The sequence below is a fragment of the Flavobacterium collinsii genome (assembly GCF_946903285.1).
In the GTDB taxonomy this organism is placed as follows: Bacteria; Bacteroidota; Bacteroidia; order Flavobacteriales; family Flavobacteriaceae; genus Flavobacterium; species Flavobacterium collinsii.
Genome location: NZ_OX336425.1, coordinates 4,938,766 through 4,951,892, shown reverse-complemented (window position 1 = coordinate 4,951,892; position 13,127 = coordinate 4,938,766). Strand labels below are relative to the sequence as shown.

The 13,127-nt window shown below is 38.6% G+C and carries 6 protein-coding genes, 2 tRNA genes and 2 rRNA genes; 5 read left to right on the top strand and 5 right to left on the bottom strand.

All coding sequences use genetic code 11. The features are described from left to right. Window positions 1-2 precede the first annotated feature (2 nt). The 5 genes from OGZ34_RS19825 to OGZ34_RS19805 all read right to left on the bottom strand — a co-directional run bounded on the left by OGZ34_RS19825 (window position 3) and on the right by OGZ34_RS19805 (window position 5,847). Window positions 3-407 (bottom strand): OB-fold putative lipoprotein, encoded by a 405-nt coding sequence (locus OGZ34_RS19825; RefSeq protein WP_263361456.1) that lies wholly within the window; start codon window positions 405-407, stop codon window positions 3-5. A 260-nt stretch (window positions 408-667) separates the two neighbouring features. Continuing rightward, window positions 668-1,543 carry a COG4315 family predicted lipoprotein gene (locus OGZ34_RS19820; RefSeq protein WP_263361455.1) on the bottom strand — a complete coding sequence of 292 codons (876 nt, stop codon included), beginning with the start codon at window positions 1,541-1,543 and terminating at the stop codon, window positions 668-670. A 303-nt stretch (window positions 1,544-1,846) separates the two neighbouring features. Continuing rightward, complete coding sequence (locus tag OGZ34_RS19815; protein WP_263361454.1) at window positions 1,847-4,354, bottom strand: TonB-dependent receptor; 2,508 nt, start codon at window positions 4,352-4,354, stop codon at window positions 1,847-1,849. Window positions 4,355-4,381: 27 nt separating this feature from the next. Further along, on the bottom strand, window positions 4,382-5,281 hold the full coding sequence (locus OGZ34_RS19810) for a FecR family protein (RefSeq protein ID WP_263361453.1): 900 nt from the start codon (window positions 5,279-5,281) through the stop codon (window positions 4,382-4,384). Between the two features lie 50 nt (window positions 5,282-5,331). Further along, window positions 5,332-5,847, bottom strand: coding sequence for an RNA polymerase sigma factor (locus tag OGZ34_RS19805; RefSeq protein WP_263361452.1), 516 nt, complete (start codon window positions 5,845-5,847; stop codon window positions 5,332-5,334). A 199-nt stretch (window positions 5,848-6,046) separates the two neighbouring features. On the opposite strand from OGZ34_RS19805, the gene OGZ34_RS19800 reads away from it, so the two are divergent. The 5 genes from OGZ34_RS19800 to OGZ34_RS19780 all read left to right on the top strand — a co-directional run bounded on the left by OGZ34_RS19800 (window position 6,047) and on the right by OGZ34_RS19780 (window position 13,091). After that, entirely contained in the window at window positions 6,047-7,066 is a 1,020-nt protein-coding gene (locus tag OGZ34_RS19800; RefSeq protein ID WP_263361451.1) for a hypothetical protein, read from the top strand. Window positions 7,067-8,076: 1,010 nt separating this feature from the next. Continuing rightward, window positions 8,077-9,590: ribosomal RNA gene (locus tag OGZ34_RS19795) — 16S ribosomal RNA — on the top strand. 126 nt (window positions 9,591-9,716) lie between these two features. Then, a tRNA-Ile gene (locus OGZ34_RS19790) sits at window positions 9,717-9,790 on the top strand. 159 nt (window positions 9,791-9,949) lie between these two features. Next, window positions 9,950-10,023: transfer RNA gene (locus tag OGZ34_RS19785), tRNA-Ala, on the top strand. 186 nt (window positions 10,024-10,209) lie between these two features. Further along, window positions 10,210-13,091 (top strand): 23S ribosomal RNA (locus OGZ34_RS19780). The 16S and 23S rRNA genes sit together here with 2 tRNA genes alongside, the layout of an rRNA operon. The last annotated feature ends 36 nt before the right edge of the window (window positions 13,092-13,127 follow it).

The following is a 13,127-nucleotide window of genomic DNA, read 5'->3' as shown; positions in this document are numbered from 1 at the left end:
GATTAATTGTTTGATTTATTAATGGTGCATTGGTCTAGTTTGACTTCGTGAAATAGTTCATCAAAGCCAATGCATTTGCCTTTAACGGTTACTTTGTTGTTCAATAATTGGTCTTTTGTTTTTTTGGTAAAAAGGCAAAAAATGTTGTTTTCAAGTATCACAACAGAATCGGTTTCTTTGGTTACTTTTCCGGTTATTTCTATCGTTTTATTGAGATATAATGAATCTGCTTTTTCTGTATTTGAGCTATAATCATCAAGCAATTTTGTTGTTGTTATGCTAAACTCAGGTATTTCAGATTCTATATTGCGTGCCTCCTTAAAGACAAAACCATAATAAAAATAGAGGCCCGCCGAAATCAATACCAACGAGGCTGTAATTATAAATGCGATTCTTTTTGGGTTCATTTTTTATTTTTTTTGATAGGGTTCAGTAGTAAAACAGCTTTGATGCAGATAACCGTACCTTACTTAAAAAAAGAGGTACGAGATTCTTTAAAATTCGAGCGTAAATACAGAGCATGAAATTCTAACATTCAAACCCTAAGGTTTTTGTAATGTCGAGGAAATGATAAAGATTCAAATTAGCTCAACAGTACATTGAACTAATTTGAACAACAATAGGTTAGGTGAACCTATAAGTGAATTTGATTGAAAAAGTATGCCCTTTAGATCGCAAGTGGCGAGTCTTTTACAGGTACCGGCCAAACGGCAGGGCTTGGAAAGCTAATTCCTTTATTGGAGCCTCTTACGCTGGCATCTTGCCCAAAATAATATAAAGGCCAGCCGTTGTAAGCCAATTGAGATTTACCAAATACAGTAATTACAGAAAATTTAGATTTATCAAGAATGGAAGGGACAACTATTTTATCTGTTTCGTATATAGGCCAAACCGCATTGTTTGAGAAATCTGCTTTTGTAAAATTATTTTTCTTGAAATTATCATTTTTAAAAGTATACAGTGTTAGTCCTTTTGCATCTGTAAAGTAGGTTGTCAGGCCATCACCAACGGTGTAATCAGATTTGTAGTTTTTTCCGTCATGTCCTAGAAGCTGACTTCTGACTACCATAATTGAATAGTCTGCTTTTGCAATAAACCAAACACCACCAACACCATCTCCTGTTGTTTGTCCGGCAGTTTCCGGTGTATTCGTTCCATTTATATTTGGTGCATAATAATACAATGGCCATCCTTTGTAAGTCAGTTGCTTTTTACCCGATGTGGTAGTTATGGATGCAAAATCAGAGAGTGTCAATCCTGTGCTTAATTTTTCAGCGGTTAAATTATCTACATAAAATGGAGGCCACACGGCTTCACATCCACCTGTGCACGAGGCTTGTCCCTTTGCATCTGTTGCGAAAAAGTATAATGATTTGCCATCTTTATCAGAAAGATAAGAGCCTAATGTGGTACTTGTTGAAAGTGTGATTTCTTTTTTTGCTTCCGGAGTAACAGTATTGCTATCCTTATCATTGCTACAGCTTGTAAAAAATATTGTTGCTGCAATGGTAGCAAAAGCCAGTTTAAGTTGTTTTGATTTCATTATTTTTAATTTAGTTAATATGAAGTGGGGAATATGTGTTGCATATTCAGTAAAATGTTAATTGTGGTAGCAGCAATAAGTATTTGCTTCTAACAGGCACTTCGTGCAGTAAATTTGATGACTACGAACTATCGTAGAAAAAATATGCCGGTTGGGATTGGATTAAGTCTTTTAATAGAGTCACTTTTACTTTTTTTGATAAGATTCAATAGTAAAACAGCTTTGATAAAGCTTACCCTACCAAAGAATTGTTATTTTATTAAAAAAAAGAAAAGTAATTTTTGGTAGCCTTGTTGAATAAGGTTAAAAGGAAACTCTAAAGCTCATGTTTGGAGTTCTTTGCAGCGAGAAAGTTTCAACTTCTTCTATAGAATTTGTTAAAGAACTTACTCTGTAATACTCGCTGATTTCATTTTTTCTGTTTAGGATATTCAAAATAGACAAACCTAATTTGTATTGAATTCCATTTGCGCTTTCCCACTTGTAAGTAGAGGAAATATTAACTTGAGAAAAAATATGGACATTGGTATTGTTGGGTTTGTTGTACACCAATACAGGATCTGACAGATTAATTTGAGAAAGATCAGGAGAAGTTTTTGGCCTGCCGGACGACCATTTTGTACCCAGCGCTATTTTGAAATTGTTCTTTTCGTAAATTCCCGCCCACGATACAGTATGCATCAACTCAAAATTGTTAGGGAAACTTGGAGGTTCAAAATTGGAGAAATAATAATTATTATGGTTATAGGTATAACTCAGCCAGGTTAGAAAGTGATTCATTTTTTTCTGAATCAACATTTCTGTTCCCAGAACCTCATAGTCGCCTGTCATTCGAACAAATTCCAATTGATTTTGAAAGCCTTGACTGGATGTTATAATTCCGGATACTTTTTTATAGAAATTTTCTATATCCAGTAACCAGTCGTTCTTTTTGTAAAATAAATTTAAAGATATTTGTTTGCTCCTTTGAATAGGAATGGTTGTGTTGTTGGAAACGATCCAGCGCCTTTTTTCGATCCCAAAATAATCTTTTTGCAAATCAATAATTTGCTGCGAATTTTGGCTTTTTAACTCAGCCAGTAATTCTAAATTTAAACTTTTGTTGATGCCGTAATTAAACTGAATGCGGGGCTCGATACTGTATTTTTTAAATTTTTCAATGTAATTAAGGCGCATTCCTGCCTTAAAATAGATTTTGGAAAGTGTGTCGTTGTATTTTCCTTCTAAAATTAAAGCATGGGTTTTTAGCACATTTTTTACTTTGCGATAAAAATCAGGATTAGTTACTTGTTCTAAATTAGTAATACCAATCTCATTGAACTGATAACCATCGCTAAAAGTAAATTTAGAGTTAATAATATGGTTGTTCTCCAGATTAAGTCCGTTATTATTGACGGTATTTTCCTGAATTACGATCTGATCTCCAAAAGTAGTTTTTTGGTTGGCTAAAAGTTCGTAAGCAGAATTGTAAATATTGATTTTAGTTGTATTATAATTGTTCCAGTTTCTTTTCCATGACAAATTTCCACCATAATTTTGTTGGCGTAAAACATTGTTTTCCGATTTGTTCATGTTGTATACTGTAGCGCTCTGAAAAACTTCGAGGTTATCTTTAATGGTAATTAAGTCAAGTATGATTTGATCTTTATTGCCTAGTTTGTGCACATATTTTAATGTACCATCATAAAAGTCAAATTTTTTATCACTGCGATAATCTATATTTTGTTTGTCTGAAAAGTCTGTGATCGTAGTATTTTGAAATACTTTGTTAAAATATTCTTTGTAGGTAGGTGTTTCTACGAAATCGGTAATCGATTTACGTGCCGAAATTTCGATAGAACTCTTTTTTGAGAGATTGTACTTTGCATAAATATCGGCATTTATCATATTTATTCCTGCGCTAAAAGTGTTTTTTTCCGTTGTTTCAGGAGTAGAGGAAATGGCTACTACGCTAGATACACTCTCGCCGTAAAAGGCAGAGCTCCCGTTTTTATAAATAGAAATGGTATGTGCCAAATTGGGATTAAAAACGGATATTAAACCAAAGAAATGTCCAGTTTGAAACATTCGTATTCCATTCCATAAAAATAAATTCTGATCGTGTGTACCACCACGTACATTGATACTGGATACACTTTCGTCAAGACTGTTTACACCTGGAATTTGCTGCATGGTTTGTAAAGCATCAGGTTCTATAAGTCCCGGTAGAATACCAAATTTTTTAGGTTTAATCTCAAAGGATCCATCTGTGCTTTTTGAAATCCCCGAGGCTAAAATAGCACTGGCTTTAATTTCTTGAAGTTCTGTGATCTCAGGCTCTAATGTGATTTGCAGGCAGTTTTTGGAAGGGGAATTATTGACTACAATTTTTTTGGTTATAAAACCAATATGACTGATTAGAAATGTATTTTTCTGGTCTTTTTTAAACTCAAAGTAACCATTAGGATCAGTTGTAGTTTGAGTTTTGTTAGGCAGATTAATATTGGCGTTTTCAATAGGTTTTTTATGATCAGTAGAAAAAACATAACCACAAATTATTTGCGATTCAATATCATTTTTATAAATATTAATGAATTGGTTTTCGATATTTTCAAATGACAGATTGGTTTTTTCTTTAAGGTATTGTAGTTTCTGATCTAAAGTAAGAGTTTTTTTTGGGGGATTTAGTTGTAGGCCGGTAATATTGTCTTCCGTGTAATTAAAACTTACATGATGTTGTTTTTCTATAGCTGCAATAATTTTTTTAAAAGGCACAGGTTTTTCTTTGTCTTGAGCGAAGCCGTTCAGGACAAGAAAAAATATAAAAAACAAAAAATGAAATTGTTTGGGGAGAGACATTTATTTTTCGTCAAAAATTATTTTATTGTTGGAGACTTTTTTAGTCTCTAAATGATAGGTTGTACTGATAATTTGTATGGCTGTGTTTAAATCCTTCGCAGGTAATTTTCCGGTAAATAAAGAGACCGTGTCCTTTGTGTTCAATTCAATTGTAATGTTATATTGCCTTTCAACCTCGTCTAATATCGCTCTGATATTTTCCTGGTAAAAAGATATTTGATTGTCAATCCACTCTGGTTTCATTGATTTTACGTTCAATTTTATTTGTTTGCCGTTTTCAAAATTAACGCTTTGTCCGTGGGTTAGTAGAATTTGAGTGTTTGCATAATTCACTTTTACACGTCCTTCATAACAAACGACATCAAACTTGTTTTTTCTAATCTTAACGTTAAATTGAGTTCCGAGAACTGATACTTTTCCCAGGTTGGTCTGTACTTCAAATCGTTGGCCTTTGGCAACTTTAAAATAGGCTTCTCCTTTTAATTCAAGGTGCCTGTTATTGGCCCAGTTCCATTTTTTGTAACTTATTTCAGAACCGGAGTTTAGAACAACTTCAGAGTTATCAGGCAATGAAAAAGAGGTTTTCTCTCCAAAACTTGCGGTTTGAGTCTGTGGGACAAAAAGTTTCATAACAAACGTAATTCCGAGAGCTAACACAAATACAGCGGCAGCTCTAAAGATCCATTTTTTGTATACAGGAATTACTTTTAGAGTCTCTTTTTTCTGATTGAGGATGTTAGATAACATCCTATTTTCATCTAAATCATCTACTTCCAAGTGATCAGTATAATTCTTTATTTTTTGGTATTTTTCAAAATCGGGACTTGCTTCAAATTCAGCTAATTCATCCTGAGATAAATCATTGTTAAGCCATTTTGCTAATAAGCGATTTTTTTTCATTATACTGGTATTATGTTGTTAAAACAATTGAATCTAAATTTACCCTACTTCTATAAATCAATTTCTTTGCGTAAGCTTAGCAAAGCAAGATGAATACGCTTTTCAACGGCCTTCACGCTAATATTTAGGGCTAAGGCAATTTCGCTGTACTTTTTCCCGTCAATTCGATGCATCAGAAAAGCGACGCGTTGTTTTTCGTTTAAATTTTCAATGGCTTTCAAAAGTTTAGTTTGAAATTGTTTCTCCTCCAGAATATATTCCGGATTTTCATTTGTTTTATCTAGGCCAGTGAAGTTTTTCTCGTACCTCAAAACAACTTTTTGATGCGTAATTGCGTTGAGACTGCTGTTATTCGCAATCGTATAGAGGTATGATTTTGCTTTTTCAAGAGGCACTGAAGCACAATTTTGCCAAAGTTTTACAAATGCTTCCTGTGCTAAATCTTCCGCCTGATCGATATTGCCAAATTTGTAAAAAAGAAAATTGCGAAGTGCTTTTACCTGACTTTTAAAAAAAGTCGAGAAGATTATTTCGTTGCAAGTATTTGATTGGTTTTTTTGTGACATTTGGTTTTTCAGTTGTTACCTTGCAAAAGTATTTGTTTTTGGTTTAAGTAGGGTAAAAGCAAAGCCGATTGTTTTATACAAACAGGAAGTGTTGTTTTTGGTTGATAATTAATGTTTTGTAGAATCAAACGAAAGACCTTGATGAGGATTTATTGAAAAACAGTTTCTTTAATTTTGTTACCTTTGTAAAAATATAAATATGTTCCCCTTGAAAAAATATTTATCAATAGTGGTTTTCTTGTTCTTGCTGTCTTGTCAAAGCGAAATAGATGAGAAAGATAATAATGCGCAGGGAACAGTTACAAATGTTTCGCCTCTTACTACTTATTTGCAAAGGGTTGCAATGGTTCAAACCGTGCAGGATAATGTAATCGACAGGTCTAGTTATTGCACAATTAAACTTCCTTATACTGTCACTGTTAATAATGCAAAAATTGCAATAAATACTACTGCCGATTATAAAAAAGTAATAGATAATATAAATGCAAGTACATACGATGATGATATTGTAAAAATAGATTTTCCTGTAATGATGGTGTATTATAATTATATTGAAAAAAACATTCCGGCTGAGTCTGACTTCAATGCTTTAATCGACTACTGGAATCTTCATCCTGATTTGTTATCCAAAATTAATGGACTAAACATTAATTACCCTATAACGATTAATAGTTATAACAGCGCTAATCAAATTGCAAGTTCTGTTTCGATTGTTAGCGATCAGGCCTTTTTTAATTTTATAAAAAATTTGAATAGCAATCAGTATATTTCATTAAAATATCCAATTTCGATAGCGGATTACAATAATCAAACAAAATCGATTTCTAATAATTTAGAATTCGAAAATGCTATTAAATACGCGATTGACAATGCTCCTGAAAATAATATTGTAACACTTGATTTTTTACAAACGATAACAAAGGGGGCTTGGGGGATACCTTATTTTTTTGATGACTCAGAAAAGACATCTGCTTATATTGATTATTTATTTGTTTTTAAAAGTGATAAATCTGTAGTTGCTACTAAAGGAGCGGTATCACAAACAGGTCAATGGGAAAGTACATCGCAGAATGGGGTTAGAGAAGTTAAAATAGAATTTAATTCAGAACCGCTAAGTAAATTGAATCGTAACTGGAAGCTGTTTGAGTTTAATAATTCTCAAATTCGATTACGTGATGTGAGTACTACTACCGATTATCTTTATTTGCAAAAACAATGATACTCGCATGTAGTCGTATTACAAAAGAAGTTGTAGATAGTTTAAATTAAATACCTACTTATATATAGTACCAACCCGGCAGGTTTAAGATCTGTCGGGTTTGTTGTTTCTGTTCCTATATATAAGGAGTGATTTTATCAAGCAAAGTGAAGTCGTAGCTTTGAGGTTTGGAATTTGGAATTTGGAATTTGGAATTTGGAATTTGAGTATTTAGGAGCTTTCTCCCGCTATTCGTTTCAATCTTTTGCTTTTTAAAGGAAAAAGCAAAAGGATTTCCACTTCTATCAGGGCTAGGGGATGGGTTTTCAGAGGAAAGATCGGTCATAAAATAAAAACTTGGCGTCTTAGTGTCTTTGCGAGACTAGTAAAATAGGGGTGTTTCAAAGGAAGCTGTAGTATTGAATCTAATTCACTAAAGAAAAACCTTTCAAACCTGAAAATAGTTTAATTTGTAAAAGGGGTGTTATCAGAGTGTTAAGATAAAGTTTGAAAAAAGATTCAAAATAGTTGGATGAAAAGCTTGTAGAACTCAATAAAGTGACTACTTTTGCACCCGCAACAGCGATAGACGTTCACTGAAATACTGACAAGCAAAGGAATTAAAACGAAAAGAAATTTTCAAAAAAAGATTCGAAAAAGCTTGTGAGATTTGAAAATGGATATTACATTTGCACCCCGCAAACGAAGTTCACCGAACACTTTTAAAAATAGAAGTTAAGTGAGGTAAAACACGGGAAGCTCATTGAAAGACTGGTAAGGAGAGAAGGAAAAAAGGAAAGAAATTTTCTTAAAAAAAAACTTCAAAAATCTCTTGCCATTTAGAAATAAGTTTTCTACTTTTGCACCCGCTTTGAGAAACAAGCGAAACAATAAAAAGAAACACGTTCGTAGACATATTGAATTGACAGCCGTTTTAACAGAGATGTTAAAGCAAAAGAATAAGAGTAAATGAATCGAGAGATTCGAATAGAACCGATAGATAAAGCATCGCAATATAATATAAAAAATATACGATGAAGAGTTTGATCCTGGCTCAGGATGAACGCTAGCGGCAGGCTTAACACATGCAAGTCGAGGGGTATGCTTCTTCGGAAGCAGAGACCGGCGCACGGGTGCGTAACGCGTATGCAATCTACCTTTTACAGAGGGATAGCCCAGAGAAATTTGGATTAATACCTCATAGTATAGCTGAATCGCATGATTCTACTATTAAAGTCACAACGGTAAAAGATGAGCATGCGTCCCATTAGCTAGTTGGTAAGGTAACGGCTTACCAAGGCTACGATGGGTAGGGGTCCTGAGAGGGAGATCCCCCACACTGGTACTGAGACACGGACCAGACTCCTACGGGAGGCAGCAGTGAGGAATATTGGACAATGGGCGCAAGCCTGATCCAGCCATGCCGCGTGCAGGATGACGGTCCTATGGATTGTAAACTGCTTTTATACGAGAAGAAACACTGCTTCGTGAAGCAGCTTGACGGTATCGTAAGAATAAGGATCGGCTAACTCCGTGCCAGCAGCCGCGGTAATACGGAGGATCCAAGCGTTATCCGGAATCATTGGGTTTAAAGGGTCCGTAGGCGGTTTAATAAGTCAGTGGTGAAAGCCCATCGCTCAACGGTGGAACGGCCATTGATACTGTTAAACTTGAATTATTAGGAAGTAACTAGAATATGTAGTGTAGCGGTGAAATGCTTAGAGATTACATGGAATACCAATTGCGAAGGCAGGTTACTACTAATGGATTGACGCTGATGGACGAAAGCGTGGGTAGCGAACAGGATTAGATACCCTGGTAGTCCACGCCGTAAACGATGGATACTAGCTGTTGGAAGCAATTTCAGTGGCTAAGCGAAAGTGATAAGTATCCCACCTGGGGAGTACGTTCGCAAGAATGAAACTCAAAGGAATTGACGGGGGCCCGCACAAGCGGTGGAGCATGTGGTTTAATTCGATGATACGCGAGGAACCTTACCAAGGCTTAAATGTAGATTGACCGGTTTGGAAACAGATCTTTCGCAAGACAATTTACAAGGTGCTGCATGGTTGTCGTCAGCTCGTGCCGTGAGGTGTCAGGTTAAGTCCTATAACGAGCGCAACCCCTGTTGTTAGTTGCCAGCGAGTCATGTCGGGAACTCTAACAAGACTGCCAGTGCAAACTGTGAGGAAGGTGGGGATGACGTCAAATCATCACGGCCCTTACGCCTTGGGCTACACACGTGCTACAATGGCCGGTACAGAGAGCAGCCACTGGGCGACCAGGAGCGAATCTATAAAACCGGTCACAGTTCGGATCGGAGTCTGCAACTCGACTCCGTGAAGCTGGAATCGCTAGTAATCGGATATCAGCCATGATCCGGTGAATACGTTCCCGGGCCTTGTACACACCGCCCGTCAAGCCATGGAAGCTGGGGGTGCCTGAAGTCGGTGACCGCAAGGAGCTGCCTAGGGTAAAACTGGTAACTAGGGCTAAGTCGTAACAAGGTAGCCGTACCGGAAGGTGCGGCTGGAACACCTCCTTTCTAGAGCCTCAAATGTTAGTAGTAATACACGTTGAGGAAAAAAGATGTTAATTTAGAAGGTTCTGAATCACAACATTCACTTACTCTTGCTGTTAATTTAAAAAATAATGAAAATTAAGTAAACAGAGTCTCGTAGCTCAGCTGGTTAGAGTACTACACTGATAATGTAGGGGTCGGCAGTTCGAGTCTGCCCGGGACTACTTTTTTAGAGTTTAGAGTTATAAATTATGAATTATAAGTTATAATAAAAAAACAACAAACTAAAAAAAACTGAAATACTTAAGATAAAGGAAATTTTAGAAGTTGAGCGTTTATGAGAGAATTCATAACTCATAATTCATAACTCATCATTTAAAAATGGGGGATTAGCTCAGCTGGCTAGAGCGCCTGCCTTGCACGCAGGAGGTCAACGGTTCGACTCCGTTATTCTCCACAAAGCCGAAAGCTATAAGCTTTAGGCGGTAAGCTAAGAAAGCTTAAAGCGTATCGCTTAAAGCCTACAGCTAATAAAGTTCATTGACATATTGAGATAAGAAAATAATAAAAAGTAGAAAGCGTTTTTTACAATTTTATTGTAAAAGACAAAAAAAAACGGTCTTAATTAATTTTAAGATTGGTACAATAAGCAAAATAAGGGCGTATGGGGGATGCCTAGGCTCTCAGAGGCGATGAAAGGCGTGATAAGCTGCGAAAAGCTACGGGGACGGGCACACACCGATTGATCCGTAGATACCTGAATGGGGCAACCCACTATGTTGAAGACATAGTACACCGATAGGTGGGCAAACCCGCTGAACTGAAACATCTAAGTAGGCGGAGGAGAAGAAAAAAAAGTGATTCCGTAAGTAGTGGCGAGCGAACGCGGATTAGCCCAAACCAATGATGTTACGGCATGATTGGGGTTGTAGGACCACGATATTTTATGTACAAGGAACCGGAAGTTACTGGAAAGTGACACCATAGAGGGTGATAGTCCCGTATGGGTAACGAGTATAATAGATAGTGGTATCCTGAGTAGGGCGGGGCACGTGAAACCCTGTCTGAATTTGGCGGGACCATCCGCTAAGGCTAAATACTCCTGAGAGACCGATAGTGAACCAGTACCGTGAGGGAAAGGTGAAAAGAACCGTGAATAACGGAGTGAAATAGATCCTGAAACCATACGCTTACAAGCGGTCGGAGCCCTTTCGTGGGGTGACGGCGTGCCTTTTGCATAATGAGCCTACGAGTTAACGTTGCTGGCAAGGTTAAGTGGTTAAGCCACGGATCCGTAGCGAAAGCGAGTCTGAATAGGGCGCTTTAGTCAGTAGTGTTAGACGCGAAACCGTGTGATCTACCCATGGGCAGGTTGAAGCTGTGGTAACACACAGTGGAGGACCGAACCGGTTGACGTTGAAAAGTCTTCGGATGACCTGTGGGTAGGGGTGAAAGGCCAATCAAACTCGGAAATAGCTCGTACTCCCCGAAATGCATTTAGGTGCAGCGCTGAGCGTAAAGTTATATAGAGGTAGAGCTACTGATTGGATGCGGGGGCTTCACCGCCTACCAATTCCTGACAAACTCCGAATGCTATATAATGTTTCTCAGCAGTGAGGGCTTGGGTGCTAAGGTCCAAGTCCGAGAGGGAAAGAACCCAGACCATCAGCTAAGGTCCCCAAATATACGCTAAGTTGAAAGAACGAGGTTTGTCTGCCCAGACAGCTAGGATGTTGGCTTGGAAGCAGCCATTCATTTAAAGAGTGCGTAACAGCTCACTAGTCGAGCGGACGAGCATGGATAATAATCGGGCATAAGTGTATTACCGAAGCTATGGATTTACAGTCTGACTGTAAGTGGTAGGGGAGCATTCTAACAGGGTTGAAGGTGTATCGTCAGGTATGCTGGACTGGTTAGAAAAGAAAATGTAGGCATAAGTAACGATAATGCGGGCGAGAAACCCGCACACCGAAAAACTAAGGTTTCCACAGCTATGCTAATCAGCTGTGGGTTAGTCTGGTCCTAAGGCGAACCCGAAAGGGACAGTCGATGGCTAACGGGTTAATATTCCCGTACTACTAATTACTGTGATGGGGTGACGGAGTGATGAAAGCGCCGCGAACTGACGGAATAGTTCGTTGAAGTACCTACCTATAAGATCTGCAGGCAAATCCACAGATCTTGGGGAAATACGATAGTACTCGGAGTCTTCGGACAAAGAGATAGTGCGCCTAAGGGCTTCCAAGAAAAACCTCTAAACTTCAGGTAATTAGTACCAGTACCGTAAACCGACACAGGTAGTTGAGGAGAGAATCCTAAGGTGCTCGAGAGATTCATGGCTAAGGAATTAGGCAAAATAGACCTGTAACTTCGGGAGAAAGGTCGCCAGCGCAAGCTGGCCGCAGTGAAGAGGTCCAGGCGACTGTTTATCAAAAACACAGGGCTCTGCAAAATCGTAAGATGAAGTATAGGGCCTGACACCTGCCCGGTGCTGGAAGGTTAAGAGGAGATGTTATCTTCGGAGAAGCATTGAATTGAAGCCCCAGTAAACGGCGGCCGTAACTATAACGGTCCTAAGGTAGCGAAATTCCTTGTCGGGTAAGTTCCGACCTGCACGAATGGTGTAACGATCTGGACACTGTCTCAGCCATGAGCTCGGTGAAATTGTAGTAACGGTGAAGATGCCGTTTACCCGCAGTGGGACGAAAAGACCCTGTGCACCTTTACTATAGCTTAGTATTGACCTTGGATAAATGATGTGTAGGATAGGTTGGAGACTTTGAAGTGGCGTCGCCAGGCGTTGTGGAGTCATTGTTGAAATACAACCCTTTGTTTATCTGAGGCCTAACCCCGCTATGTGGGGGACATTGCTTGGTGGGTAGTTTGACTGGGGTGGTCGCCTCCAAAAGAGTAACGGAGGCTTCTAAAGGTTCCCTCAGTACGCTTGGTAACCGTGCGTAGAGTGCAATGGCATAAGGGAGCTTGACTGAGAGACATACAGGTCGATCAGGTACGAAAGTAGAGCATAGTGATCCGGTGGTTCCGCATGGAAGGGCCATCGCTCAAAGGATAAAAGGTACGCCGGGGATAACAGGCTGATCTCCCCCAAGAGCTCATATCGACGGGGGGGTTTGGCACCTCGATGTCGGCTCGTCACATCCTGGGGCTGGAGAAGGTCCCAAGGGTTGGGCTGTTCGCCCATTAAAGTGGCACGCGAGCTGGGTTCAGAACGTCGTGAGACAGTTCGGTCTCTATCTACTGTGGGCGTTAGAAATTTGAGTGGATCTGATTCTAGTACGAGAGGACCGAATTGGACAAACCTCTAGTGTATCTGTTGTCCCGCCAGGGGCACCGCAGAGTAGCTACGTTTGGAAGGGATAAGCGCTGAAAGCATATAAGCGCGAAACCCACCACAAGATGAGATTTCTTTTAAGGATCGTGGAAGATGACCACGTTGATAGGCTATAGATGTAAAGGCAGTAATGTCATAGTCGAGTAGTACTAATAATCCGTAAGCTTATGTACACCTTTTCCCGTCCGTTAAGGCGGACGGGGAGAAAC

What these genes read in the sequence shown, in the direction of transcription:
- OGZ34_RS19810 (WP_263361453.1), bottom strand. Translation starts at nt 5,281, where the DNA reads ATGAAAAAAAATCGCTTATTAGCAAAATGGCTTAACAATGATTTATCT.
- OGZ34_RS19825 (WP_263361456.1), bottom strand. Translation starts at nt 407, where the DNA reads ATGAACCCAAAAAGAATCGCATTTATAATTACAGCCTCGTTGGTATTG.
- OGZ34_RS19820 (WP_263361455.1), bottom strand. Translation starts at nt 1,543, where the DNA reads ATGAAATCAAAACAACTTAAACTGGCTTTTGCTACCATTGCAGCAACA.
- OGZ34_RS19800 (WP_263361451.1), top strand. Translation starts at nt 6,047, where the DNA reads ATGTTCCCCTTGAAAAAATATTTATCAATAGTGGTTTTCTTGTTCTTG.
- OGZ34_RS19805 (WP_263361452.1), bottom strand. Translation starts at nt 5,847, where the DNA reads ATGTCACAAAAAAACCAATCAAATACTTGCAACGAAATAATCTTCTCG.